At 58.3% G+C, this 23,523-nt stretch carries 24 protein-coding genes and 1 pseudogene; 17 read left to right on the top strand and 8 right to left on the bottom strand.

Annotation, left to right across the window (positions count from 1 at the left end; genetic code table 11):
• Positions 1 to 186: 186 nt before the first annotated feature.
• On the bottom strand, positions 187 to 1,125 hold the full coding sequence (locus HMPREF1024_RS16035) for a DMT family transporter (RefSeq protein ID WP_004183619.1): 939 nt from the start codon (positions 1,123 to 1,125) through the stop codon (positions 187 to 189).
• Positions 1,126 to 1,288: 163 nt separating this feature from the next.
• Entirely contained in the window at positions 1,289 to 1,462 is a 174-nt protein-coding gene (locus HMPREF1024_RS0126240) for a general stress protein (RefSeq protein WP_002898708.1), read from the bottom strand.
• 87 nt (positions 1,463 to 1,549) lie between these two features.
• On the opposite strand from HMPREF1024_RS0126240, the gene HMPREF1024_RS31245 reads away from it, so the two are divergent.
• From HMPREF1024_RS31245 to HMPREF1024_RS16045, 3 genes are all read left to right on the top strand, one after another.
• Entirely contained in the window at positions 1,550 to 1,681 is a 132-nt protein-coding gene (locus HMPREF1024_RS31245) for a hypothetical protein (RefSeq protein ID WP_004224058.1), read from the top strand.
• A gap of 216 nt (positions 1,682 to 1,897) precedes the next feature.
• Positions 1,898 to 2,494: an NAD(P)H:quinone oxidoreductase gene (gene wrbA, locus HMPREF1024_RS16040; RefSeq protein WP_002898704.1), complete on the top strand. Its 597-nt coding sequence runs from the start codon at positions 1,898 to 1,900 to the stop codon at positions 2,492 to 2,494.
• Between the two features lie 20 nt (positions 2,495 to 2,514).
• The gene (locus HMPREF1024_RS16045) at positions 2,515 to 2,742 is read left to right on the top strand and encodes a YccJ family protein (protein WP_002898701.1); all 228 of its coding nucleotides are present in this window, start codon (positions 2,515 to 2,517) and stop codon (positions 2,740 to 2,742) included.
• A gap of 68 nt (positions 2,743 to 2,810) precedes the next feature.
• On the opposite strand, the gene agp is transcribed toward HMPREF1024_RS16045, so the two are convergent.
• A complete protein-coding gene (agp, locus tag HMPREF1024_RS16050) occupies positions 2,811 to 4,058 on the bottom strand; it encodes a bifunctional glucose-1-phosphatase/inositol phosphatase (protein ID WP_009308382.1) in 1,248 nt (415 codons plus the stop codon).
• A gap of 152 nt (positions 4,059 to 4,210) precedes the next feature.
• Between agp and HMPREF1024_RS16055 the strand changes: the two genes are divergently transcribed.
• Entirely contained in the window at positions 4,211 to 4,660 is a 450-nt protein-coding gene (locus HMPREF1024_RS16055) for a helix-turn-helix domain-containing protein (protein WP_004183617.1), read from the top strand.
• 115 nt (positions 4,661 to 4,775) lie between these two features.
• Positions 4,776 to 5,564, top strand: a complete 789-nt coding sequence (locus HMPREF1024_RS16060) for an SDR family oxidoreductase (protein ID WP_004150831.1) — start codon at positions 4,776 to 4,778, stop codon at positions 5,562 to 5,564.
• A 20-nt stretch (positions 5,565 to 5,584) separates the two neighbouring features.
• On the opposite strand, the gene HMPREF1024_RS16065 is transcribed toward HMPREF1024_RS16060, so the two are convergent.
• Positions 5,585 to 5,806 carry a hypothetical protein gene (locus HMPREF1024_RS16065; protein WP_002898602.1) on the bottom strand — a complete coding sequence of 74 codons (222 nt, stop codon included), beginning with the start codon at positions 5,804 to 5,806 and terminating at the stop codon, positions 5,585 to 5,587.
• 256 nt (positions 5,807 to 6,062) lie between these two features.
• Here HMPREF1024_RS16065 and HMPREF1024_RS30560 point away from each other — a divergent pair, with 256 nt between their 5' ends.
• Positions 6,063 to 6,185 (top strand): small membrane protein, encoded by a 123-nt coding sequence (locus HMPREF1024_RS30560; protein WP_002898600.1) that lies wholly within the window; start codon positions 6,063 to 6,065, stop codon positions 6,183 to 6,185.
• A gap of 118 nt (positions 6,186 to 6,303) precedes the next feature.
• Here the strand turns inward: HMPREF1024_RS30560 and HMPREF1024_RS16075 are convergent, their stop codons facing one another.
• Positions 6,304 to 7,695 carry an APC family permease gene (locus HMPREF1024_RS16075; protein WP_004141463.1) on the bottom strand — a complete coding sequence of 464 codons (1,392 nt, stop codon included), beginning with the start codon at positions 7,693 to 7,695 and terminating at the stop codon, positions 6,304 to 6,306.
• 353 nt (positions 7,696 to 8,048) lie between these two features.
• Positions 8,049 to 9,470, bottom strand: coding sequence for a glutamine synthetase family protein (locus tag HMPREF1024_RS16080; protein WP_002898595.1), 1,422 nt, complete (start codon positions 9,468 to 9,470; stop codon positions 8,049 to 8,051).
• Between the two features lie 225 nt (positions 9,471 to 9,695).
• Between HMPREF1024_RS16080 and puuD the strand changes: the two genes are divergently transcribed.
• From puuD to HMPREF1024_RS16100, 4 genes are all read left to right on the top strand, one after another.
• A complete protein-coding gene (gene puuD / locus HMPREF1024_RS16085; RefSeq protein ID WP_074195906.1) occupies positions 9,696 to 10,448 on the top strand; it encodes a gamma-glutamyl-gamma-aminobutyrate hydrolase in 753 nt (250 codons plus the stop codon).
• A 25-nt stretch (positions 10,449 to 10,473) separates the two neighbouring features.
• Positions 10,474 to 11,031, top strand: a complete 558-nt coding sequence (gene puuR / locus HMPREF1024_RS16090) for an HTH-type transcriptional regulator PuuR (RefSeq protein ID WP_002898590.1) — start codon at positions 10,474 to 10,476, stop codon at positions 11,029 to 11,031.
• Between the two features lie 320 nt (positions 11,032 to 11,351).
• Positions 11,352 to 12,839, top strand: a complete 1,488-nt coding sequence (gene puuC / locus HMPREF1024_RS16095; protein WP_009308380.1) for an aldehyde dehydrogenase PuuC — start codon at positions 11,352 to 11,354, stop codon at positions 12,837 to 12,839.
• A 2-nt stretch (positions 12,840 to 12,841) separates the two neighbouring features.
• Entirely contained in the window at positions 12,842 to 14,122 is a 1,281-nt protein-coding gene (locus HMPREF1024_RS16100; protein ID WP_002898585.1) for an FAD-binding oxidoreductase, read from the top strand.
• Here HMPREF1024_RS16100 and HMPREF1024_RS16105 read toward each other — a convergent pair.
• Complete coding sequence (locus HMPREF1024_RS16105; protein WP_073972668.1) at positions 14,119 to 15,081, bottom strand: LysR substrate-binding domain-containing protein; 963 nt, start codon at positions 15,079 to 15,081, stop codon at positions 14,119 to 14,121. The genes HMPREF1024_RS16100 and HMPREF1024_RS16105 overlap by 4 nt on opposite strands.
• 82 nt (positions 15,082 to 15,163) lie before the next feature.
• On the opposite strand from HMPREF1024_RS16105, the pseudogene HMPREF1024_RS16110 reads away from it, so the two are divergent.
• The 5 genes and pseudogenes from HMPREF1024_RS16110 (at position 15,164) to HMPREF1024_RS16130 (ending at position 21,962) form a co-directional block, all read left to right on the top strand.
• Positions 15,164 to 16,248 (top strand): annotated as a pseudogene (locus HMPREF1024_RS16110) (tartrate dehydrogenase).
• 455 nt (positions 16,249 to 16,703) lie between these two features.
• Positions 16,704 to 18,311: a BCCT family transporter gene (locus HMPREF1024_RS16115; protein ID WP_009308376.1), complete on the top strand. Its 1,608-nt coding sequence runs from the start codon at positions 16,704 to 16,706 to the stop codon at positions 18,309 to 18,311.
• 36 nt (positions 18,312 to 18,347) lie between these two features.
• A complete protein-coding gene (gene yeaW, locus HMPREF1024_RS16120) occupies positions 18,348 to 19,472 on the top strand; it encodes a carnitine monooxygenase, oxygenase subunit YeaW (RefSeq protein WP_002898571.1) in 1,125 nt (374 codons plus the stop codon).
• Between the two features lie 18 nt (positions 19,473 to 19,490).
• Positions 19,491 to 20,939 (top strand): NAD-dependent succinate-semialdehyde dehydrogenase, encoded by a 1,449-nt coding sequence (locus tag HMPREF1024_RS16125; RefSeq protein WP_009308375.1) that lies wholly within the window; start codon positions 19,491 to 19,493, stop codon positions 20,937 to 20,939.
• A 57-nt stretch (positions 20,940 to 20,996) separates the two neighbouring features.
• Entirely contained in the window at positions 20,997 to 21,962 is a 966-nt protein-coding gene (locus HMPREF1024_RS16130) for a PDR/VanB family oxidoreductase (protein ID WP_004224047.1), read from the top strand.
• A gap of 169 nt (positions 21,963 to 22,131) precedes the next feature.
• Here HMPREF1024_RS16130 and HMPREF1024_RS16135 read toward each other — a convergent pair whose 3' ends face one another.
• The gene (locus tag HMPREF1024_RS16135; protein ID WP_002898472.1) at positions 22,132 to 22,320 is read right to left on the bottom strand and encodes a hypothetical protein; all 189 of its coding nucleotides are present in this window, start codon (positions 22,318 to 22,320) and stop codon (positions 22,132 to 22,134) included.
• Between the two features lie 64 nt (positions 22,321 to 22,384).
• Here HMPREF1024_RS16135 and HMPREF1024_RS31765 point away from each other — a divergent pair, with 64 nt between their 5' ends.
• Both HMPREF1024_RS31765 and HMPREF1024_RS31760 read left to right on the top strand, forming a co-directional pair.
• A complete protein-coding gene (locus HMPREF1024_RS31765; protein WP_004176625.1) occupies positions 22,385 to 22,672 on the top strand; it encodes a hypothetical protein in 288 nt (95 codons plus the stop codon).
• Entirely contained in the window at positions 22,651 to 23,199 is a 549-nt protein-coding gene (locus tag HMPREF1024_RS31760) for an EAL domain-containing protein (RefSeq protein ID WP_009308374.1), read from the top strand. Before HMPREF1024_RS31765 ends, HMPREF1024_RS31760 begins: the two co-directional genes overlap by 22 nt.
• The last annotated feature ends 324 nt before the right edge of the window (positions 23,200 to 23,523 follow it).

Genomic DNA, 23,523 nt, shown 5'->3' with positions numbered 1-23,523 from the left:
GTGAATAAATTAACAGCAGGTCGTACGAACGTAGGCCGGGTAAGGCGCAGCCGCCACCCGGCATAAAAGCGGCTCCGTTCCCGCAGTCATCGCCCGGCGGAGCTGCGCTGGCACGGGCCTGGAGACAATCAGAGCCGAACGAATACCAGCCAGGATAAGCGCCGCTGTCGGGTCAGAAGGAAAACATTATGGCTCGCGGCGATCGGCCAGGTCCGTGAGCGGCTGCGCATCGTCGTTTGTGGAAACCTGCGGCGGCGACTTGCGCTTCCACTTCAGCTCGCTCACCAGCACCCCCGCGAGGATCAAAACGCAGCCGAGCAGGGCCAGCAGCGGCAGACGCTCACCGGCCAGCCGGCCAAAAATACCGGCCCATACCGGTTCACCGGTATAAATAAGGGTGGCCCGCGTCGGCGAGACGCTGCGCTGCGCCCAGTTCATGGTCACCTGAATGATCGCGCTGAAAATCCCCAGCCCCAGCGCGACGCCGAGCAGGGCCGGCGTCAACGACGGCACCGATTCACCCGCCGGCTTCATGGCGGCGAAAGCCACCAGCGACGCGGTCGCCAGCTGCACCACCGTCACCCGGCGGACATCGACTTTCCCGGCCCAGGCGCTGATAAGGATAATCTCCGCCGCGATCGCCACCGCGCTTGCCAGAGTGATCATCTCCCCCACGCCAAGCGCCAGCAGATTATTTTCCGGCCCGGCCAGCAGAATTAAACCAATAAAGGCCAGCACAATCCCCACGCAGGACATCACCCCCGGCATACGTCCCAGGCACAGCCACTGCAGCAGCGGCACCAGCGGCACATACATCGCGGTGATAAAGGCAGATTTACTGCTGGAGATGGTCTGTAGTCCCCAGGTCTGCAGGCCATACCCCAGCGCAATCGCCACGCCAATCGCTACCCCGGCCTTCACCTCCAGCCACGTCAGACCGCGCAGAGTGCGCAGCGAAAGCAGGCCCACCGCCAGCGCGGCGGTCGCAAAACGCAAACCGACAAAAAACAGCGGCCCGCTGAGGCTCACCGCGTACTGTACGGCAAGGAACGTCCCTCCCCAGAACATGGTGATCATGATAAGGAGCGCTTCCTGGCGGCTAACGGAGAATTTTAACGAAGACATAAGACAGCCATGACGATTAACGGGCGACCAGTGTGCAATCCGCCCGGCGGGAGCGCAACCACCGACAGATAAAAAAACCGCCGGCAGATGCCGGCGGCGAGGGCGATGCGGTTGGGTCGGGGGAGATTAACACCGCATCAAAGAGAACAGTGCGAGTCGCGCGTTAACTTTCACGACTACCATGACTGTTTTTACCCCCTTTTTTGCCAGCCTCTGAGGCGCGCTGAGGGTCATTTTTAAAATTCCCCCCGCTATGCTGGCCACCTTTACGTCCTGCTTCTGATGCTCTTTCACGGTCTTCGGCAAAGTTGCCGGAACCGCCACGATGGTTTGCCATTACTGACCTCCATTAGGTTAGACATCATAGTGCATTACGCGGGAGCGGCGACGCCGCTGTCCTGCCGCGTATCTATAAGGTTAGTGAATGACTGCGGCTGACGGCGGCGAATGTAATATCCAGAAACAAAGCCGGGCGAAAAAAGCTTCCTCGCGCCGCGAACAGCTCCTAACCGACTCTGCTGGCGAAGAAAAAATAGTCAGCAAAAATGTATCCTGATGCTACATCCTCGCCGCAGCGGCCAAAATAGCAGGCGCAACGCTTCCTCCTTCACTTCCTTTCAGGCCGCGCGGTGCAAGGAAAAGTAAATAACGCTTTGTCATTTTGTTATAAATCAAACAAATGCCCGTTGGATTTGCACTCTCCGGCGGAGGCTTTATCTTTAAAGGTACCAGCTATTTTGCTGGCTTATAATGCAACCGAGGAGTGATGGAAATGGCTAAAATTCTGGTGCTTTATTATTCCATGTATGGACACATTGAAACCATGGCTCACGCCGTCGCCGATGGGGCGAACCGGGTGGACGGCGTTGAGGTGGTTGTGAAGCGCGTGCCGGAAACCATGCAGGCTGAAGCATTCGCCAAAGCAGGCGGGAAAACGCAAAACGCGCCCGTCGCCACGCCGCAGGAGCTGGCAGAGTATGACGCCATCATCTTTGGTACCCCGACGCGCTTCGGCAACATGTCCGGTCAGATGCGTACTTTCCTCGATCAAACCGGCGGTCTGTGGGCGTCCGGCGCTCTGTATGGCAAAATCGCCAGCGTATTTAGCTCAACCGGTACCGGCGGCGGCCAGGAACAAACCATTACCTCGACCTGGACGACGCTGGCCCACCACGGCATGATCATCGTCCCGATCGGCTATGGCGCCCAGGAGCTATTCGATATCTCCCAGGTACGCGGCGGTACCCCTTATGGCGCAACCACCATCGCCGGCGGCGACGGCTCGCGGCAGCCGAGCGAGGAAGAGTTAGCCATCGCCCGCTATCAGGGTGAACATGTCGCCAAACTGGCCGTTAAACTGCACGGCTAATCTTCTGCAGGAGGAGCACTATGCCAACTCAAGAAGCAAAAGCACATCGCGTCGGCGAATGGGCAAGTTTACGTAACACCTCACCGGAAATTGCCGAGGCGATTTTCGAAGTCGCCCACTACGATGAGAAACTGGCGGAGCAAATCTGGGAGGAAGGCAGCGACGAAGTGCTGGCGCTGGCCTTTGCCAAAACCGATAAAGACAGCCTGTTCTGGGGCGAACAGACGATTGAGCGTAAAAACGTCTAGGAGGTTTATCCCCACCTGGGCTCACCCTAACCTGCTAAAAAAACCCGGAGTGCTCCGGGTTTTTTTCGTTATTTCGCCGCCTCGTTGATCACCTTTTTAAAGGTCTCCAGCGGGCAGAATCCCTGGTCATCAACCGGACAGCCGTTAAGCGCCAGAGTGACCCGCTGCGGCGGGGTCTGCAGGGTTAACGCGTCGGCGTTACGCAGTTGCTCGGTACTTTGATAGACATACTCAATCTTCATCAGATCGCGATTACCGGCGCTGTCATGCCAGCGCTGAAACAGCAGTTTGCCGCCGATAGGAGTGCGCTCATACTGGCCGGGCAGTTGATAGGGCTTAAAGTCCAGGGCGGTGAGCAGCGAAGCGATATTCGAGTCGTGTCCCACCAGCAGCGTGACTTTCGCCTTGCTGGCTCCCTCGCCCACCAGCGCGTTATCGATATATTTAACCAGCGGTTTGGCGACGTTTTGCGCCACCGCCACCGAGGTAAACAGACTATCCTGATAGCCATTTTTCAGCTTCGACAGCACTTGCCACTGCTTATCGCTGGCGATCTCCCCCCACGCCACCTGATCTTTCGGGAAGCCTTCATAATATTGCAGGGTGAAGGCGTCTACCAGCGAGTTGCCAACCTTCAACGGTCCGGACACTCCCGGCTCCTGCTGATAACCGGCGCTAAAGGTATCTTTACCCTCGCTCAGGGAACAGACCTTCTTCTCTTTGCAGGAGGGTGAGTTGCGGTAATCGATCATCGTCTCCAGCAGCTTGTAGCTCTCGGTCAACTGCATTCCCTGGCGCTCTTTTTCCATCGCCTGCAGCGCTTTCTCGCGAAACGCCGGGGAGTCGTCGGTAATAACCGGGTTGAAGGTCGGGTCCATGGTGCCCATCTGAGGCTGGTGATGCACCGGGATGCCGCAGCCCGGGAACGCGCCGGTGATAAAGAACTGCGCGGTGGCGACGGTGCGCTGCAGGCTGTTAGCGTAGGCATAAACCGCGTTTTCCGGCGGGCACTCGCCGCTGGTCACCAGCTTCTGCTGCGCCAGCCATTCGCGCATATAGTGGCCCATATACACCTCCAGCACACCGCCTTTGGTGGTCAGCTGGCCGCCCGGCACATCCCACTGCGGCCAGGCCTTGGCGGTGGACTGCTCCAGCACGCTGCCGTTATTGGCCAACGGCGCACGCAGGTTGTGACGACTCATGATCAGCACCTGCTGCAGCTGATACCCCTCCGGGGCGGCCGTGTCCTGCGCCTGAGCGCCAGCGGATAACATCACCGCGCCGGCAACGGCGGCGGCAAGTAGACGTTTTTTCATCCCTTCATCCTTAGTCATTTATTATCATCGCGTTAATTGTGCCGGATTTATGACATTTTTCCTGGTAATCGCTCGCAAACTTAGACCGTAGCCGAAAATTTCCCCTGCCGGGCAAAGAGTTTTATAATGAAACAATTAACCTGGAGGCTTTCGTGAAACGTACCCGTCTGGAAAACAGCTGTTGCCCTATCGCCCGCTCCCTCGACGTTATCGGCGACTGGTGGTCGCTGCTGATCGTCCGCGATGCTCTGCGCGGGGTGCGCCGTTTTAGCGAATTCCAGAAAAACCTCGGTATCGCCAAAAACATGCTCGCCGGGCGGCTGAAAATGCTGGTGGATGAAGGCATCCTGCGCCTGCAGCCGGCCTCCGACGGCAGCGCCTGGCAGGAGTATGTCCTGACCGATAAGGGCCGTGCCCTGCAGACGGTGCTGGTCGCCCTCTCCCAGTGGGCAGACGACCATCTGTTCGATCCTGACGAACCGGCGACCCGGCTCATTGACCGCCAGCAGCGCCAGCCCCTGCGTAAGCTGGTCCTGCAGGCGGCAGATGGCCGTGAGCTGGCCCCGGCGGACATCACCATCGCTATCCCGCTGAACGACTAAACGCTGCCCGCGACAGGCAAAAATGAAAAAGTCCTGGCAAAATGGTTGCATTATTAAACCTAATATCTCATGCTGAATTTGGTTTAATAATGCAACCTTTTACGAGGCATTTCTCATGACCCAACCATCGCACACAGCTTTTATCACCGGCGCGTCCTCAGGTATCGGCGCGATCTATGCCGAACGACTCGCCGCCCGCGGCTACAACCTGATCCTCGCCGCCCGTCGTGAAGACCGTCTGCAGGCGCTCGCCGACCAGCTGCAGGCGCGCTACGCCATCCAGGCAAGCATCCTCAAAGCCGATCTTAGCGAAGAGCACGGGATTGCCGCCGTAGAGCAGCGTCTGCAGCAGGATCCCGCCATCGACCTGTTCATTAACAACGCCGGCACCGCGAAATTGGCGGGTTTTCTCGCCAGTACGCCACGCGAGCACCAGGCGATTCATACGCTCAACACCACCGCGCTGCTGCGTCTGAGCTATGCCGCGCTGGCCGCTTTCACCCCACGACGCCGGGGGACGCTGATCAATATTGCCTCTATCCTCGCGCTGCATACGCTGCCGGGCAGCGCAGTCTACAGCGCCAGCAAAGCCTGGGTGTTGAGCTTCACCCGCGGCCTGCAGGAGGAGTTTGCCGACAGCGGCGTGCGTATTCAGGCGGTATTGCCGGCGGCGACCGCTACCGATCTGTGGCCGACCTCCGGCGTGGCGCTGGACGCTCTGCCCAGCGGCACGGTAATGACCACCGAGGATCTGGTTGACGCCGCTCTCAGGGGGCTGGAGATGGGTGAACAGGTCACCTTACCACCGGTTCATGACCTGGGACTGTGGGAGACTTTTGAGCAGTCCAGACTGGCGCTGTTTACCAGCGCGCGAACCGGACAGCCTGCGCCGCGGTATCGATAAGCGGCACCGTGCGGCGGGCGCTACTCCGGTAGCGGAACCGCCGTCAGGGTACAGATCGCCTCGTGCTCGCCGCCGCGGCGATCGGTAATCACCACCTTATCGCCCGCCTTTTTGCCTTCACACGGCTTGAGGACCTGCTCCACGATCCGCTCGCGGCTCGCCTGACGTTCACTTTCAGCCTGACTGGCGAAGGCAGACAGCGCCAACGCTACGCCCAGCAGGCTGAGGGTTTTCTTATACATGACTGACTCTCAGATCGTTCTTATTCGCGGTCAGCGTAACTCGCTGTAGGCCGCACTTCTGTAAAATCACTTAACGGAGTGTTACGCCATTTCAGGTGAAACCCAGGCGGTCACATCCCTGCGGGAAATATTTTATCACAACCCCGCCGCCGGATATTCTCGCGATGAGGCGTCATCTTTCAGACATATCCCGATGTTATCTTCACACAGAGCCCTGTATCTTTTTCCCTTTCCAAACAGAATATTAGGTTGGTCTATGTCGGGTCTTATTCTCTTTATCGTCGCGGTGGCGCTGCTGGGCGTCGCCATCTACAGCCTGGTGTCGTACCTCAAAGAGCGGCGCGCCAGTCAGTTACCTGTCCATAAAAAGAAGAAATAATACCTTCCGTTCCCCACCGTTTTCTGCTGATTTCTTTACCGTCCTGTACTGTCCCTTACCGAAGCCAAAACGAAGGCAGGCCTGCGGGCCTGCTTTCGTTCAGTTTATGCCTCAGAACCTATGACTCCCAGGCCTGCTCCGCTTTAGCGGCATCAAACTGCGGCGGCGGTTTGCGGAAGCGTCGGGTCAGATAAGTCAGGTACAGCAGACCAAGCGCCGCCCACACCAGGCCGAGCGTCAGGGAGGTGGCCTCGAGATTGATCCACAATACCCCGACCGTCAACGCCCCGACCATCGGCAGCAGCAGATAATGCAGTCGATCCTTCCAGGTTTTGTTGTACCCCTTGCGCCGCCAGAAGTGGTTGAACACCGACAGGTTAACGAAGGTGAAGGCCACCAGCGCGCCGAAATTAATCAACGCGGTGGCGGTCACCAGGTCGAAGAACAGCGCCGACAGCGCAACGATGCCCACCATAATCACGTTCAGCGCCGGGGTACGCCATTTCGGATGCACATAGCCAAAAATGCGCTCCGGGAAGACGTTGTCGCGGCCCATCACGTACAGCAGACGGGAGACGCTGGCATGGGAGGCCAGGCCGGACGCCAGGGTGTTAACAAAGGTGGTGCACAGGAAAATCGACTGGAACAGCTTGCCGCCCACGTACAGCGCAATCTCCGGCAGCGCGGCATCGGGGTCTTTAAAGCGATGAATATCCGGGAAGAACAGCTGCATAAAGAACGACGCGACGATAAAGATAATGCCGCCGTACATCGCGGTGAGAAAAATTGCCTTCGGGATCACCCGCGCGGCGTCAGGGGTCTCTTCCGACAGGGTGGTCACCGCGTCGAAGCCGAGAAACGAGAAGCAGACAATGGTCGCGCCGGTAATAATCGGGATCAGATGCGCATTCTGGCTGATAAACGGCTGCAGCGACCAGACGGTACCCACCCCCTCGCCTTTATGCAGCCCCTGCACCACCAGAATGACAAACACCACCATGATCGAAATCTGCACCAGCACGAACAGGGTATTGAAGTTGGCCACCAGGTTAACGCTTTTCAGGTTCGCGGCGGTCAGAATAGCGACAAAGGTCACTACCCACACCCACGGCGGCACTTCGGGGAACAAGGCCGAGAGATAGATCTTCGCCAGCAGGACGTTGATCATCGGCAGAAACAGATAATCCAGCAGCGACGACCAGCCAACCATAAAGCCGACGTGCGGACTGATGGATTTTTGCGCGTAGGTATAGGCGGAACCGGCTTCCGGAAACTGACGCACCAGTTTGCCGTAGCTGATGGCGGTGAACAGCACGCCAGCCAGCGCCAGCAGATAAGACGCCGGAACGTGGCCATTGCTGATGCCCGAGACGATGCCGAAGGTATCAAACACCGTCATTGGCGTCAGATAGGCCAGCCCCATCATCACCACTTGCCAGAGTTTGAGGGATTTACGCAGACGCGGTCTGCCCGCCTGAGCGGCGTTATGCGCCGGAGGATTAATAGCCATCGCCCATACCCCCCTTGCTGTTAACAGTTTGCGGGCCCAACGTCCGCGTGACAAACCTGCTTAGCAAAGGGGTAAGGCATAGATAAAAGGGTAAGACGGACCGGTAAGCGGTAGCTGGCTGGCATCCAATGCGGCCTGAGCGGCCTCCCTCTCCCTGCGGATATTTGAATATCTGCATCATCTCATTTCCTCGTCACACACTGTGTCGTTAACTGAAGCCCCGTTGCCGCCTGCGCTCCTTAACGCGACATCCGGGAAATGGCTGGGCTCCCAGCAAAAACGTCGGCCAGGCTCCGCTCAGGCCGTATGATGCTACTGATTACCAAACTTATGGGCCCCTCGCGGGGCGACCATCAGGCGTTTTTCAACATCCACTCAATTTCGGTTTCTGTGATAAGACGCTCAAACTGCAGTAATTCATCATGCTTACAGGCATGGAAAACATGGCAGAAACGCTCGCCGAGGCGCTCACGCAAATGATCGTTCTGCATAAACTCCCACAGCGCATCGCTCTGGCGGATCGGGAACGGCAGGCCCTCTTGTTCCAGACCGTTACCTTCCACCTCTTCCTGTAAAGGCAGCTGGGGGTTATCCAGCCCGTGCAGAATGCCGGCGAAAATCGCCGCCATCACCAGATACGGGTTGGCGTCCGCCCCCGCGACGCGATACTCCACGCGGTGGTTCTGCCGCTCGCCGCACGGAATACGCAGCGCGACGGTGCGGTTGTTATGCCCCCACGAAGCCTGCGTCGGGACGTACATCCCCGGCTGGAAGCGGCGATACGAGTTCACGTTCGGCGCCAGCAGCGCCATCGAGGCCGGCATCAGATCGATCATCCCGGCCAGCGCGCGTTTGAGCAGCGCAGAGTCTTCCCCATCGCCGTCCACCAGCACGTTTTCCCCTTTATTGTTCAGCATGCTGATGTGGATATGCATCCCACTGCCGGCATGCTCTTCATAAGGCTTCGCCATAAAAGTGGCGTGCATCTTATGCTTCTCCGCCATCAAACGCACGAGACGTTTTAACGCCAGCGCATCATCGCAGGCGTCCAGCACGTTATCGGTATGGTGAAGGTTGATTTCAAACTGGCCCGGCGAGGCTTCCGCCACCGCGCCATCGGCGGGGATCAGCTGCAGTTTGGCCAGCTCGTCGATGTCGTTGAGCACGTCGGCGAAGTGGTTAAGGTTATCGACCGAGTAGACCTGGCTTTGGGTGTTGCGATCGTCAGTGCCCGGCGCACACGGCGGCTGCAGGTAGCCTTCGGCATCGCGTTTGCGGTCCAGTAAATAGAACTCCAGCTCTACCGCTACCACGGGGAACAGCCCGCGCTGGCGCAACTGCTGCCAGAGGCGGTTGAGTACGTTCCGCGGCTCAACGTCAAAGGGAGCGCCATCTTCATCAACCATGGTTAGCTGTACCTGGGCTATCGATTGTGGGTCAGCCGCCGAAGGGGTTAAGGTGCCGGGTACCGGGATGCAGCTGCGATCCGGCTCGCCCATCTCCTGGCCCAGACCGGCCTCTTCCACCACATTGCCGAGAATATCCATCGCAAACACCGAGGCCGGGAAATAACAGCCTTTCTCCAGTTTGCTCAGGCCGGCAACCGGGATGCGCTTGCCGCGGAAGCAGCCGTTCAGGTCAGTGAGGAGGACATCGACATACTGGGTATCAGGGTAGGTTTCGAGGTAGCGCTTCACTTCTTTCGCGAACGCGCTAACCCGTCTCTCTTCCGTTTGCTGAACAAAATTCTCAACTTCTACGATATTGGTTTCCATGATTCACCGCCGTTGGTTGGGTTTCGGTCCTGCACTCAGACCGTTAAATATAATGCCCACCCCATCGACTGTGTATGCAAATAAATTGTTTGTCAAATGTTAAATTAAGTTTGCAAAGGGCTATTTCCACTGCTAGATTGAGAAAATATTGAACGATATGGCCGTTAAACCCGCTATAGCGGTCATAATTTAGTCCACTTTGTGAGGGCGATCATGGAAAATATAATGTACAAGCCAGTTATTGGCGTCGTGATGTGTAGAAACAGGCTTAAGGGTCACCAGACCCAGACCTTGCAAGAAAAGTACCTGAATGCAATTGTGAACGCCGGCGGACTGCCGATTGCCCTGCCGCATGCGCTGGCGGAGCCGGAGCTACTGAACGCGGTCGTTGATAAACTGGACGGGATCTACCTGCCAGGCAGCCCCAGCAATGTGCAGCCGCACCTTTATGGTGAAAACGGCGATGAGCCTGACGCCGACCCCGGGCGTGATCTTCTGAGCATGGCGCTGATTAACGCCGCGCTCGAAAGGCGCATCCCCATTTTCGCCATCTGTCGTGGACTGCAGGAACTGGTTGTCGCCACCGGCGGGACTCTGTATCGTCGTCTGTTCGAGCTGCCTGAGCTCCTTGAACATCGCGAAGATCCTGAACTGCCCGTCGAGCAGCAGTATGCGCCGTCCCATCAGGTTGAGGTTCAGGAAGGAGGATTGCTGTCGCAATTGATACCGGGCTGCAACACGTTTTGGGTAAACTCGCTACATGGGCAAGGGGCAAAAACCCTCAGTCCGCAGCTGCGCGTGGAGGCGCGAGCGCCGGATGGACTGGTGGAAGCGGTCAGCGTGAACGATCATCCTTTCGCGCTGGGCGTACAGTGGCATCCAGAATGGAACAGTAGCGAATACGCCCTGTCGCGTATGTTGTTTGATGGTTTTATCACCGCCTGTCAGGGCCATCATGCTGAAAAGCGGCGGCGCTGACCACTACCGTTAAGGAAATGCAAATATGAGCGATGACGGACTGGCGCCAGGGAAACGTCTGTCAGAGATCCGCCAGCAGCTGGGTCTCTCACAGCGTCGTGCCGCCGAACTGTCTGGGTTAACACATAGTGCCATCAGCACCATAGAGCAGGATAAAGTCAGTCCTGCCATCAGTACGCTGCAAAAGCTGCTGAAAGTCTATGGGCTGTCGCTCTCGGAATTCTTTTCTGAACCCGAAAAGCCGGACGAACCCCAGGTGGTCATTAATCAGGATGACCTGATTGAGATGGGAAGTCAGGGCGTTTCCATGAAGCTGGTTCATAACGGAAATCCGAACCGTACGCTGGCGATGATTTTTGAAACTTACCAGCCTGGAACCACGACCGGGGAGAGGATTAAGCATCAGGGTGAGGAGATAGGCACCATACTGGAAGGTGAGATCGTGCTGACCATTAACGGTCAGTCGTACCACCTGGTGGCTGGACAGAGCTATGCCATTAATACCGGCATTCCGCACAGCTTCAGCAACACCTCGGCAGGCATCTGCCGCATCATCAGTGCCCACACCCCCACCACATTCTGATTATTTCGCCTGAACGAGGTTCAGGCTTACTTCAGGCCTGTCGCGACGGAAAATCTATTTTCGTCGCGGCGAAGAACTCGTAGTAATAACGTCTGCGCCGTACGGAATATTATTTCCTGTTGGCCCTGAAATAATTAACGCCAGTGAATGGCGACTCGCTCCTGAATAATTCGGGTTGCAAACAACCTGTCAAAACTCAGGAGAATAAAACGGTATTCAACTCCGGGGATACGCTATGCCCTGCGCCCGGCGCAGTGCCCCCGTGCAGCCTGAAAACGCCGCACTGATTATTTTGCCGATAATGTTTTTAAGGAGTCATGATGAATTTTCAGCACCTGGCTTACTGGCAGGAAAAAGCGAAAAACCTGGCCATTGAAACACGCTTATTTATTAACGGCGAATATTGCGCCGCGGCCGATAATACCACCTTTGAAACGATCGACCCTGCCGCGCAGCAGACATTAGCCCAGGTCGCCCGCGGTAAAAAAGCCGACGTCGAACGGGCGGTGAAGGCCGCGCGCCAGGCTTTTGATAACGGCGACTGGTCGCAGGCCTCTCCGACCCGGCGTAAAGCGGTTCTCACTCACTTTGCTGATCTGATGGAGGCCCATCGTGAAGAGCTGGCGCTGCTGGAAACGCTGGATACCGGCAAACCGATTCGCCACAGCCTGCGCGACGATATTCCCGGCGCCGCCCGCGCCATTCGCTGGTATGCCGAAGCGCTGGATAAAGTCTATGGCGAAGTGGCCCCCACCGGCAGCAACGAGCTGGCGATGATCGTTCGCGAACCAATTGGCGTGATCGCCGCGGTGGTGCCGTGGAACTTCCCGCTGCTGCTGGCCTGCTGGAAACTCGGCCCGGCGCTGGCGGCGGGCAATAGCGTAATCCTCAAACCCTCGGAAAAATCGCCGCTCACCGCCCTGCGTCTGGCCGGGCTGGCGAAAGAGGCCGGCCTGCCGGACGGCGTGTTGAACGTGGTCAGCGGCTTTGGCCACGAGGCCGGGCAGGCGCTGGCCCTGCATCCTGATGTTGAAGTCATCACCTTCACCGGCTCCACCCGCACCGGCAAGCAGCTGCTGAAAGACGCCGGCGACAGCAATATGAAGCGCGTGTGGCTGGAAGCGGGCGGCAAGAGCGCCAACATTGTCTTCGCCGATTGCCCGGATCTGCAACAAGCGGTCAGCGCCACCGCCGGCGGCATCTTCTACAACCAGGGACAGGTGTGCATCGCCGGGACCCGTCTGCTGCTCGAGGAGAGCATCGCTGACGAGTTCCTGGCGCGGCTGAAAGCTGAGGCGCAACACTGGCAGCCGGGCAACCCGCTCGATCCGGACACCACCATGGGCATGCTGATTGACAATACCCATGCCGACAACGTGCATAGTTTTATTCGCGGCGGCGAAAGCCAAAGCACCCTGTTCCTCGACGGACGGAAAAACCCGTGGCCTGCCGCCGTTGGCCCGACCATTTTCGTTGACGTCGACCCGGCATCAACCCTCAGCCGGGAAGAGATCTTCGGCCCGGTGCTGGTGGTGACCCGCTTCAAAAGCGAAGAAGAGGCGCTAAAGCTCGCCAATGACAGCGACTACGGCTTGGGCGCCGCGGTGTGGACCCGCGATCTCTCCCGCGCCCACCGCATGAGCCGCCGCCTGAAGGCCGGCTCGGTCTTCGTCAACAACTATAACGATGGTGATATGACCGTTCCGTTCGGCGGCTACAAGCAGAGCGGCAACGGGCGCGATAAATCGCTGCACGCACTGGAAAAATTCACCGAACTGAAAACCATCTGGATTGCCCTGGAGTCTTGATCATGACTGAACATACCACTAGCTACTATGCCGCCAGCGCCAACAAGTATGAACCGTTCCCGACGCTGGAGGGATCCATCAACTGTGACGTCTGCGTCGTCGGCGGCGGCTACACCGGCCTCTCGTCTGCCCTGCATCTGGCCGAAATGGGCTACGACGTGGTGGTGCTGGAAGGGGCGCGCATCGGCTTCGGCGCCAGCGGCCGCAACGGCGGTCAGCTGGTCAACTCCTATAGCCGCGATATCGACGTCATTGAAAAGAACTACGGCCCGGATGCGGCAAAAATGCTCGGCAGCATGATGTTCGAAGGCGGCGATATCATCCGCGAACGCATCCAGCGGTATCAGATCCAGTGCGATTACCGCCCGGGCGGCCTGTTCGTGGCGATGAACCATAAACAGCTGGAAACCCTGGAAGAGCAGAAAGCCAACTGGGAGCGCTACGGCAACACCCAGCTGGAGCTGCTGGACAGAGAGGCCATTCGTCGCGAAGTGGACAGCGACCGCTACGTCGGCGCCCTGCTCGACCACAGCGGCGGCCATATTCACCCGCTGAACCTTGCCATCGGCGAAGCGGATGCCATTCGCCTGAACGGCGGCCGGGTGTATGAGCAGTCGCCGGTCACCCGCATCCAGCACACCAGCCCGGCGGTGGTCAGCACCGCGCGCGGCCAGGTCACCGCGCGCTACGTGATCGTCGCCGGCAACGCCTATCTCGGCGATAAACTGGAGCCGGAGCTGGCGAAACGCAGCATGCCGTGCGGCACCCAGGTGGTCACTACCGCTCCGCTGTCGGAAGAGGTCGCCCGCTCGCTGATCCCGAAAAACTACTGTGTGGAAGACTGTAACTACCTGCTGGACTACTACCGTCTGACCGGCGACAACCGTCTGCTGTACGGCGGCGGCGTGGTCTACGGCGCGCGCGATCCGGACGACGTGGAGCGGCTGATTATGCCGAAACTGCTGAAAACCTTCCCGCAGCTGCAGGGGGTGAAGATTGACTACCGCTGGACGGGCAACTTCCTGCTAACCCTGTCGCGGATGCCGCAGTTCGGGCGTCTCGATAACAATATTTACTACATGCAGGGCTACAGCGGCCACGGCGTGACCTGTACCCACCTTGCCGGACGCTTGATTTCAGAACTGCTGCGCGGCGACGCCGAGCGTTTCGACGCCTTCGCCAAACTGCCGCACTACCCGTTCCCGGGCGGCCGCAGCCTGCGCATTCCTTTTACCGCCATGGGCGCCGCCTACTACAGCCTGCGCGACCGCCTTGGGGTTTAATCGCCTCTGCCGACGGCGCTGGCCGTCGGCTCATGCTGCGGATAGTGCAGCTGAAAGTAGTGGCGCAGAAACTCCACGGTGGTGCGGATTTTGGCCGACGTCGCCAGCCGGGAGACGTAAACCGCCCAGACGTTGGCCGGCTGCCAGTAGTCCGGCAGCACCTGCACCAGATGTCCGCTGGCGATATTCTCCCGGACGTCCCACCACGAACGGAGCGCAATCCCCTGCCCGTCCAGACACCACTGATGCACAATCTCTCCATGGTTGGAGGAGAGCGGCCCGGTCACCTTGATCGCGTGCTGGCCCTCTTTGCTGTGCAATTGCCAGACGCCAAACGGATGGTCGCGCTCTTTAATCACCAGGCAGGGTAAGGCTGCCAGGTCACTTAGCTGCTTCGGCTGCGGATGGCGGGCAAGAAACTGCGGCGACGCGCAGAGAATACGGTGGTTGGTCGCCAGCTTGCGGGCGATCAGATTCGGCGCGATATCGTCGCCGACGCGAATATCGAGATCCACCCCTTCATTGACTAAATCCACCAGCCGGTCCTGGACATCGAAACGCAGCTCCAGCTGCGGGTACTGGAGAGCCAGCGCCGACAGCGCCGGGGCGACAACCCGACGGCCAAAGCCGAAGCTACTGATAATACGCAGCGTTCCCTGCGGTACCTGGCGCACGTCGGAAAGCTCATCCATCATCTCATCGACATCCTGCAAAATGCGCTGCGCCCATTCATAGATCCGCTCCCCCTCTTCGGTAATGGTGACCCGGCGGGTGGTCCGGTGCAGTAACATCACATTCAGGGTTTGCTCCAGCAGCGAAACCCGCTTGCTGACGAACGCCGGCGATACGCCAAGCTCCTCGGCGGCGGCGGCGAACCCGGCCCGGCGAGCGACCAGCATAAAGACGCGTAAATCATTTAGCAGCGGCAGATTATTCATGATCTGTGTTTTATGTTTCACCAGTTAGCGTGATTAATTATGAACCAGTCAATTATAGGATAGGCAGGTGGTCAAACATCATCGTTAAAAAGTGAGAACCGGAATGAAAAAAACCTGTCGTATTGCCGCCATCCCGGGTGACGGAATTGGCAAAGAAGTTCTGCCTGAAGGGATTCGCGTGCTGCAAGCCGCCGCACAGCGTTGGGATCTGTCGCTGAGCTTCGAGCAGATGGAGTGGGCAAGCTGCGAATATTACGCCCATCATGGCAAGATGATGCCGGACGACTGGCGCGAGCAGCTGCAGGGCTTCGATGCTATCTACTTCGGCGCCGTCGGCTGGCCGGATACCGTTCCCGACCACATTTCGCTGTGGGGGTCGCTGCTGAAGTTCCGCCGCGAGTTTGACCAATACGTCAACCTGCGCCCGGTGCGCCTGTTCCCCGGCGTCCCCTGCCCGCTGGCGGGTAAAAAGGCCGGCGATATCGATTTTTACGTGGTGCGCGAAAATACCGAAGGCGAATATTCCGCCCTGGGCGGCCGCGCCAATGAAGGCACCGAGCATGAAGTGGTGATTCAGGAGTCGGTCTTCACCCGCCGCGGCGTGGACCGGATCCTGCGCTACGCCTTCGAACTGGCGCAAAGCCGCCCACGCAAAACGCTGACCTCCGCAACCAAATCCAATGGCCTGGCCATCAGCATGCCCTATTGGGATGAGCGGGTGGAAGAGATGGCCAAAAACTATCCCGAAATTCGCTGGGACAAGCAGCATATCGATATCCTGTGTGCCCGTTTCGTGCTGCAGCCGGAGCGTTTCGACGTGGTGGTCGGCTCCAACCTGTTCGGCGATATTCTCTCCGATCTCGGCCCGGCCTGTACCGGCACTATCGGCATTGCGCCGTCGGCCAATCTCAATCCGGAGCGCAATTTCCCGTCGCTGTTCGAACCGGTTCACGGGTCGGCGCCGGATATTTACGGTAAAAATATCGCCAACCCGATCGCCACCGTTTGGGCCGGGCGATGATGCTCGATTTCCTCGGCAACGGCGATGAGCGCTACCACGCCGCTCACGATGGCATTCTGGCGGCGATTGAGCAGACGATCGCCTGCGGACCGAAAACTCCGGACATGAAAGGCAGTGCCTCAATGCAGCAGGTTAGCGAGGCTATCTGCAAGGCCATTTTGGCGTAATTACTCCGCCGCTCCCCGGTGGCGCTGCGCTTACCGGGGCTACAATCGCGCGATAATGTAGTGTGTAGGCCGGGTAAGGCACAGCCGCCACCCGGCAAAAAAAACGGCACAGCAAGTAGCCCGGGTAAGGCGCAGCCGCTACCCGGGAAAACCCGCGCGCCTGGTCCGCCAACTCCCCTCTCTTTTCGCTATGCAGAATCCCCCACGATTGACAAGTGAACCGCATCACAGCGGTGAACTTTATTAATTCCTGAAAGGACAGAACCTGCGCCAATTCACCTTTTATTATTTCCGTTTCGTGTTTTATTGCTTCACGAAACGGCCAATTGTTTAATTCATGTAACGAAGAAATAATCCAATTGTTAATAGCATCTTGCTACGAACCCTGACCCTACAGCGTGATAACAACGACAGGCTAAAGCCACCGACGGGCAATCATGCCCAGGAGATCACTCATGTTGAGCAACGTAAAGAAAAAAGATGTGCCGCTGATTGCCATCAGCCTGGCGGCCATTGTTTTCATCGCCGCTACATTAAGTCTCTTCCCCCAGCAAACCGCGCAGGCGGCTGATTCGATTTTTAACGGCGTGACCCGCCTGCTGGGTTCCACGGTACAGGTACTGGTGCTGCTGGCGCTGGGACTGGTGTTGTATCTGGCCACCAGCAAATACGGCAATATCCGTCTCGGCGAAGGTAAAGTCGAATACAGTACCCTCTCATGGCTGTTTATGTTTATCTGCGCCGGTCTCGGCTCCTCCACGCTGTACTGGGGCGTTGCCGAATGGGCTTATTACTACCAGACCCCGGGCCTGAACATTGCCCCGCAATCGCCGAAAGCGCTGGAATACAGCATCCCTTACTCTTTCTTCCACTGGGGCGTAAGCGCCTGGGCAACCTATACCCTCGCCTCGCTGATCATGGCCTATCACTTCCACGTGCGGAAAAATAAAGGCCTCAGCCTCTCCGGGATCGTTTCAGCGATCACCGGCGTTAATCCGCAAGGTTTCTGGGGCCGTCTGGTCGATCTGATGTTCCTGATCGCTACCGTCGGCGCGTTAACCATTTCGCTGGTAGTCACCGCCGCCACCTTCACCCGCGGCCTGTCAGCGCTGACCGGACTGCCGGATAACTTCACCATGCAGGCATTTGTGATCCTGCTCTCCGGCGGTATTTTCTGCATGAGTTCGTGGATTGGCATCAACAACGGCCTGCAGCGCCTGAGCAAAATGGTCGGCTGGGGGGCGTTTCTGCTGCCGTTGGTGGTATTACTGGTTGGCCCGACCGAATTCATCACCAATAACATCATTAACGCCGTCGGCCTGACGACCCAAAACTTCCTGCAGATGAGCCTGTTTACCGACCCGCTCGGCGACGGCGCCTTTACCCGCAACTGGACCGTCTTCTACTGGCTGTGGTGGATCTCCTACACCCCAGGCGTGGCGATGTTCGTCACCCGCGTCTCCCGCGGGCGCAAAATCAAAGAGGTGATCTGGGGACTGCTCCTCGGTAGCACCGCCGGCTGCTGGTTTTTCTTCGGGGTGATGGAAAGCTACGCCATGCACCAGTTCGTTAACGGCGTGATTAACGTACCACAGGTGATGCAGACTCTCGGCGGCGAAACCGCCGTCCAGCAGGTCCTGATGTCGCTGCCGGCAGGTAAGCTGTTCCTCGCCGCCTATCTGTTCGTGATGATTGTATTCCTCGCCTCGCACATGGATGCGGTGGCCTACACCATGGCGGCGACCAGTACCCGCAACCTGCGCGAAGGCGAGGATCCGGATCGCGGCATGCGCCTGTTCTGGTGCGTGGTGATCACCCTCATCCCGCTGTCGATTCTGTTTACCGGCGCTTCGCTTGAGACCATGAAAACCACCGTGGTGCTGACCGCCCTACCGTTCCTGGCCATTTTACTGATTAAAACCGGCGGCTTCGTGCGCTGGTTAAAACAGGACTACGCCCACGTTCCGGTCCATCAGATAGAAACCCATACCCCCGAGCCCATTATTAAAGCCGAGACGCTGCCGGTTGGCGCGGTACTCAAAGGCGACGGCCAGTCGCTGTAAAACCTCTTACTGACAATAATCACAAGGAGACCCTACATGAGCAATTTGAGCCCTGACTTCACCCTGCCGATTAACTTTTGCGCTAATCCGCAGGATGCCTGGACCATTCCGGCCCGTTTTTATACCGACAGCCAGGCGTTTGAGCACGAGAAAGAGCGCATCTTCGCCAATAGCTGGATTTGCGTCGCCCACGGCAGCGAGGTCGCCCGGCCGAACGATTACATTACCCGGGAGATCATCGGCGAAAATATCGTTATCGTCCGCGGCCGCGACAACATTCTGCGCGCCTTCTATAACGTCTGCCCGCACCGCGGCCACCAGCTACTGAGCGGCGAGGGCAAAGCCAAAAACGTGATTACCTGCCCCTATCACGCCTGGGCCTTCAAGCTGGACGGCAATCTCGCCCACGCCCGCAACTGCGAAAACGTGGCGAATTTCGATAGCGAAAAGGCAACGCTGGTGCCGGTTCGCCTGGAAGAGTATGCCGGCTTTGTGTTTATCAATATGAATCCGGAAGCGGAGAGTGTGGAAACGCAGCTACCGGGGCTGCAGGACAAAGTGCTGGAAGCCTGTCCGGACGTGCATGATCTGAAACTGGCGGCGCGCTTTACCACCCTCACCCCGGCGAACTGGAAAAATATCGTCGATAACTATCTGGAATGTTACCACTGCGGTCCGGCGCACCCGGGCTTCTCGGATTCCGTCCAGGTTGACCGCTACTGGCACACCATGCACGGCAAATGGACGCTGCAGTATGGCTTCGCCAAACCGTCCGAGCAGTCGTTTAAATTCGAAGAGGGTACCGACGCCGCGTTTCACGGTTTCTGGCTGTGGCCGTGCACCATGTTCAACGTCACGCCGATCAAGGGCATGATGACCGTTATCTATGAATTCCCGGTGGATGAAGAGACCACTCTGCAGAATTACGACATCTATTTCACCAACGAAGAGCTGACTGACGATCAGAAAGCGCTGATTGAGTGGTATCGCGACGTGTTCCGCCCGGAAGATTTACGCCTGGTGGAAAGCGTACAGAAGGGGCTGAAGTCCCGCGGCTATCGCGGCCAGGGGCGCATTATGGCGGATAACAGCGGCAGCGGTATCTCCGAGCACGGGATCGCGCATTTCCACAATCTGGTCGCCCAGGTGTTCCAGCCGTAATCGTTGAAGGAGCTTGCTATGTCTGTGTTTCACTCAGATCTGTTTCGCCAGCAGGCGCTGATTGCCGGAAGCTGGCGCGACGCCGCCGACGGCACGACGCTTGCCGTCAGCAATCCTTCCACCGGCGCGACGCTCGGCCAGATCCCCAATATGGGGCGTGCGGAAGCGCAACAGGCAGTGGATGCCGCCGCGGCCGCGCTGCCGGGCTGGCGCGCGTTCACCGCCGCCCAGCGCGCCGCGCTATTGAAAAACTGGCACCGCCTGATCCTCGAAAACAAGACCGCGCTGGCGCAGATCATGACCGCCGAGCAGGGCAAGCCGCTGGCGGAAGCGGAAGGCGAAATCGCCTATGCCGCCTCGTTTATCGAGTGGTTTGCCGAACAAGGGAAACGCGCCAACGGCGAGATAATCCCCTCCCCCGGCGCCGATAAACGCCTGATGGTGATCCGCCAGGGGGTAGGCGTCTGCGCGGCGATCACCCCGTGGAACTTCCCGGCGGCGATGATCACCCGGAAGGCCGGCCCGGCGCTGGCCGCGGGTTGTACGATGGTGATTAAGCCGGCTAACGAAACGCCGTTTACCGCGCTGGCGATGGCTGAGCTGGCGAATCAGGCCGGGATCCCGCAGGGCGTCATTAACGTCGTTACCGGCCAGTCGCGAGAGATTGGCGCGGTGTTCACCGGCGATGAGCGGGTGCGTAAGCTCTCCTTTACCGGTTCGACCGAAGTTGGCCGCGTGCTGATGCGCCAGTGCGCGGAATCCATCAAAAAGCTCTCTTTAGAGCTCGGCGGTAACGCGCCGTTTATCGTCTTTGACGACGCCGATATCGATAAAGCGGTCGAGGGCGCGCTGATCGCCAAGTTCCGTAACGCCGGGCAAACCTGCGTCTGCGTCAACCGCTTCTATATTCATCGCGCCATCTACGACCAATTCTGCGATAAATTCGTCGCTCGCGTCGCCGCCCTGAAAGTGGGCGATGGCAGCGAGTCCGATGTACAGATTGGCCCGCTGATCAACGCCGACGCCGGGCGCAAAGTGCAGTCCCTGCTCGACGACGCCCTGAGCCGCGGCGCCACGCTGTTAACTGGCGGTAAAGCGCATCCGCTGGGCGGTAATTTCTTCACCCCTACGGTGATCGGCGACGTACAGCCGGGGTCACTGCTGCTGCAGGAAGAGATCTTCGGCCCGGTGGCCGCTTTGGTGAAATTTGACGATGAGCAGCAGGTCATCGAGCAGGCGAATAACACCATCTACGGCCTCGCCTCCTATTTTTACAGTAACGATGCCGCCCGTATCTGGCGCGTCTCCGAGCAGCTGGAATACGGCATGGTCGGTATCAATACCGGGCTAATTTCCAACGAAGTCGCACCGTTTGGCGGGGTAAAGCAGTCCGGTCTTGGCCGCGAAGGGTCGGAACACGGAATCGAAGATTACCTGGAGATGAAGTATCTCTGCCAGGGGTTGTAAATGTGCTCTCCCGGCGATGGCGCTAGCCACGCCGGGATTTTTTGATGGAGTTCAGCGATGTCTGATTATCAAATGTTTGAGGCGGTCGTTCGCGATGTTGAACAGATCACCCCTCTTGTGAAGCGTTTTACGCTGGTGTCGCCGACCGGCGCCCCGCTGCCGGCATTCAGCGGCGGCAGCCATATTATCGTCCAGATGCAGGATGGCGAGCAGCGCTACAGTAACGCCTATTCGCTGATGAGCTCGCCGCTGGATACCACCAGCTGGCAGATTGCGGTGCGTCTTGAGTCGCCTTCCAAAGGCGGCTCGCGTTTTATGCACCAGCGGGTGCGCCCGGGCGATACCCTGACGGTGTCCACGCCCAACAATCTGTTCGCCATCGAACCACAGGCGCGAAAACATCTGCTGATCGCCGGCGGCATCGGCATTACGCCATTCTTATCGCATATTCCGGAACTGGAACAGCGGCAGGCCGACTGGCAGCTGCATTACTGTTTTCACGACGCCGACAGTAATGCTTTCGTCGATACGCTACGCGCTGCGCCATGGCGCGATCGGGTCAATGTTCATGTATCAGCGCTCGGCAGCCGTCTCGACCTACCGCGCCTGTTCGCCGACCTCGAGCCAGGAACCCACGTGTATACCTGCGGCCCAGCGGCGCTTAACGAGGCGGTGAAAGCCGCCGCAGAACGCCATCAGGTGCCCGCCAGCCAGCTGCACTTTGAGCAGTTTATCCTTGAGGATAAAAGCGGAGAGGCATTTACTCTGGTGCTGGCGCGTTCCGGACGCGAATTTACCGTGCCGCAGGATATGACCATTTTGCAGGTGATCGAGAATAACAAAGCGGCGAAGGTCGAATGCCTGTGCCGAGAAGGGGTGTGCGGCACCTGCGAAACGATGATTCTGGAGGGGGAAGCCGACCACCGCGATCAGTATTACAGCGAGGAAGAGAAAGCCAGCCAGCAGAGTATGCTGATCTGCTGCTCGCGCGCTAAAGGCGGCCGGTTAGTGCTGGATTTGTAAAGCGCACACCGGCAAAACGGCGGTGAGATGGACTGACCCCGCGGAATTGTTCCAACGTACTACCACTCCATGGCGACGAGGTCAGTGGCGCGGATACTATCGGCTTCATCCTCCGCCTGATTAGCTTTCTGTGCGGCACCGGCGATAGCCGGCGCCGCCTGCTCAGGGTTTAGCCGCTAAATACCCGCGCCTTGCCGCTGACCGTCAGTCGCACCATCGCGCCGGGCTGCCACGCGGCCTGGCTGACGGTGCGATCGCCAAGAAACAACGCCGTCTCTTCATCCACCGGCTGCGAGTGATTGCCTTTTCCCTGGCGCTGATGGTATTTCTTGCTGGCGTGTTCGTCATTAACTGGCAACCGGGTCCTGACACTTAGCCCTGAGTCTTTGCCTGATGACCCTCTGTTACTGCTCCCGGCCAGAATGATGGTCAATAAGCGGCCGGTGCTGATCTATCAGACGCGCTTAGCGCCGATCAGGGTGATTGTCACGATCAGCGACATCCATCTGCGCGATGCGCTATATAGCGATACCGATGACAACGGGCTGGCACTCTGGGTGCAGAACCAAATGATTGCCAGATATGGCGATGTTAAGCCGCTGGCTGCGGACCCACACCAGGAGGTATTTACCTCGCCCGCTGGCAAAACAGCACGACGCCAGCGCGCTCGCCCGCGGAATTTATTCCGTTGGCCGAACGTACCGGCTTAATTATTCCCCTAACCCGCAGCCTGACGGCGCAGGTCAACGCGCAGATGAGACCACTCTTTAGTAAACTACCGGATGGGTTTCATATTGGCCTGAATATCAGCGTGTCACATATTAACGCGCCGACGTTTATCGATGACTGCCTGCACTATCAGCGCGGCTTTGAGGGTAAAGCGGTGAAGCTGATGCTGGAGATCACGGAGCAGGAGCCGCTGTTGCTCAACGGGGCGGTTGTGGACAAGCTCAATACGTTACACTCCCGCGGGTTTTCCATCGCGCTGGACAACTTTGGCACCGGCTATTCCGGGCTTTCCTGTCGCCACGAGCTGGTTTTCGACTATATCAAAATCGATCAGAGTTTTGTCGGCCGGGTAACCGGGGAGGCGCCGACAATCAAGCTGCTGGACTGCGTGATAGAGATGGCGCGGACGCTGTCACTGCGCATCATTGCCGAGGGCGTCGAAACCGAGGCCCAACGGGATTATCTTAATCGCCAGAATATTCATCTGCTGCAGGGCTACTATTTCTGAAAGCCGATGCCCTACGTCGCGCTGGTCATGCTCCTGCTGAGCAAACCGAAGGCGCGGATTGTCGAAGAATAAGCGGGCGTTGTGAAAAGTCCTGCCATGCGACGGGCTATGTATCCGTCAGCGCTGTGGGAATGAAAACGTCGTCGGTCGCTGTCCGGGTCATGCACGACCGACCGGACAAAGCAAGAAGGGGTTACCTTTCGGTAACCCCTTCTTTTATATGGCGGAAGCGCAGAGATTCGAACTCTGGAACCCTTTCGGGTCGCCGGTTTTCAAGACCAAATCAAATGGCTTTATAATCAGTATGTTATTGATCATTCATAG

The organism is Klebsiella sp. 4_1_44FAA (assembly GCF_000238715.1).
In the GTDB taxonomy this organism is placed as follows: domain Bacteria; phylum Pseudomonadota; class Gammaproteobacteria; order Enterobacterales; family Enterobacteriaceae; genus Klebsiella; species Klebsiella pneumoniae.
Note: the sequence above shows the minus strand (reverse complement) of the source record. Positions and strands in the feature narration are given on the sequence as shown.

Excerpts from the sequence above, each read along its gene's own strand:
- puuR (WP_002898590.1), top strand. The coding sequence starts at position 10,474 with ATGAGCGATGACGGACTGGCGCCAGGGAAACGTCTGTCAGAGATCCGC.
- HMPREF1024_RS16060 (WP_004150831.1), top strand. The coding sequence starts at position 4,776 with ATGACCCAACCATCGCACACAGCTTTTATCACCGGCGCGTCCTCAGGT.
- HMPREF1024_RS16080 (WP_002898595.1), bottom strand. The coding sequence starts at position 9,470 with ATGGAAACCAATATCGTAGAAGTTGAGAATTTTGTTCAGCAAACGGAA.
- puuD (WP_074195906.1), top strand. The coding sequence starts at position 9,696 with ATGTACAAGCCAGTTATTGGCGTCGTGATGTGTAGAAACAGGCTTAAG.
- HMPREF1024_RS31245 (WP_004224058.1), top strand. The coding sequence starts at position 1,550 with ATGACTGCGGCTGACGGCGGCGAATGTAATATCCAGAAACAAAGCCGG.
- puuC (WP_009308380.1), top strand. The coding sequence starts at position 11,352 with ATGAATTTTCAGCACCTGGCTTACTGGCAGGAAAAAGCGAAAAACCTG.
- agp (WP_009308382.1), bottom strand. The coding sequence starts at position 4,058 with ATGAAAAAACGTCTACTTGCCGCCGCCGTTGCCGGCGCGGTGATGTTA.
- HMPREF1024_RS16100 (WP_002898585.1), top strand. The coding sequence starts at position 12,842 with ATGACTGAACATACCACTAGCTACTATGCCGCCAGCGCCAACAAGTAT.
- HMPREF1024_RS16075 (WP_004141463.1), bottom strand. The coding sequence starts at position 7,695 with ATGGCTATTAATCCTCCGGCGCATAACGCCGCTCAGGCGGGCAGACCG.
- yeaW (WP_002898571.1), top strand. The coding sequence starts at position 18,348 with ATGAGCAATTTGAGCCCTGACTTCACCCTGCCGATTAACTTTTGCGCT.
- HMPREF1024_RS16035 (WP_004183619.1), bottom strand. The coding sequence starts at position 1,125 with ATGTCTTCGTTAAAATTCTCCGTTAGCCGCCAGGAAGCGCTCCTTATC.
- HMPREF1024_RS16125 (WP_009308375.1), top strand. The coding sequence starts at position 19,491 with ATGTCTGTGTTTCACTCAGATCTGTTTCGCCAGCAGGCGCTGATTGCC.
- HMPREF1024_RS0126240 (WP_002898708.1), bottom strand. The coding sequence starts at position 1,462 with ATGGCAAACCATCGTGGCGGTTCCGGCAACTTTGCCGAAGACCGTGAA.
- wrbA (WP_002898704.1), top strand. The coding sequence starts at position 1,898 with ATGGCTAAAATTCTGGTGCTTTATTATTCCATGTATGGACACATTGAA.
- HMPREF1024_RS16115 (WP_009308376.1), top strand. The coding sequence starts at position 16,704 with ATGTTGAGCAACGTAAAGAAAAAAGATGTGCCGCTGATTGCCATCAGC.
- HMPREF1024_RS31765 (WP_004176625.1), top strand. The coding sequence starts at position 22,385 with ATGATGGTCAATAAGCGGCCGGTGCTGATCTATCAGACGCGCTTAGCG.
- HMPREF1024_RS16065 (WP_002898602.1), bottom strand. The coding sequence starts at position 5,806 with ATGTATAAGAAAACCCTCAGCCTGCTGGGCGTAGCGTTGGCGCTGTCT.
- HMPREF1024_RS16045 (WP_002898701.1), top strand. The coding sequence starts at position 2,515 with ATGCCAACTCAAGAAGCAAAAGCACATCGCGTCGGCGAATGGGCAAGT.
- HMPREF1024_RS16130 (WP_004224047.1), top strand. The coding sequence starts at position 20,997 with ATGTCTGATTATCAAATGTTTGAGGCGGTCGTTCGCGATGTTGAACAG.
- HMPREF1024_RS30560 (WP_002898600.1), top strand. The coding sequence starts at position 6,063 with ATGTCGGGTCTTATTCTCTTTATCGTCGCGGTGGCGCTGCTGGGCGTC.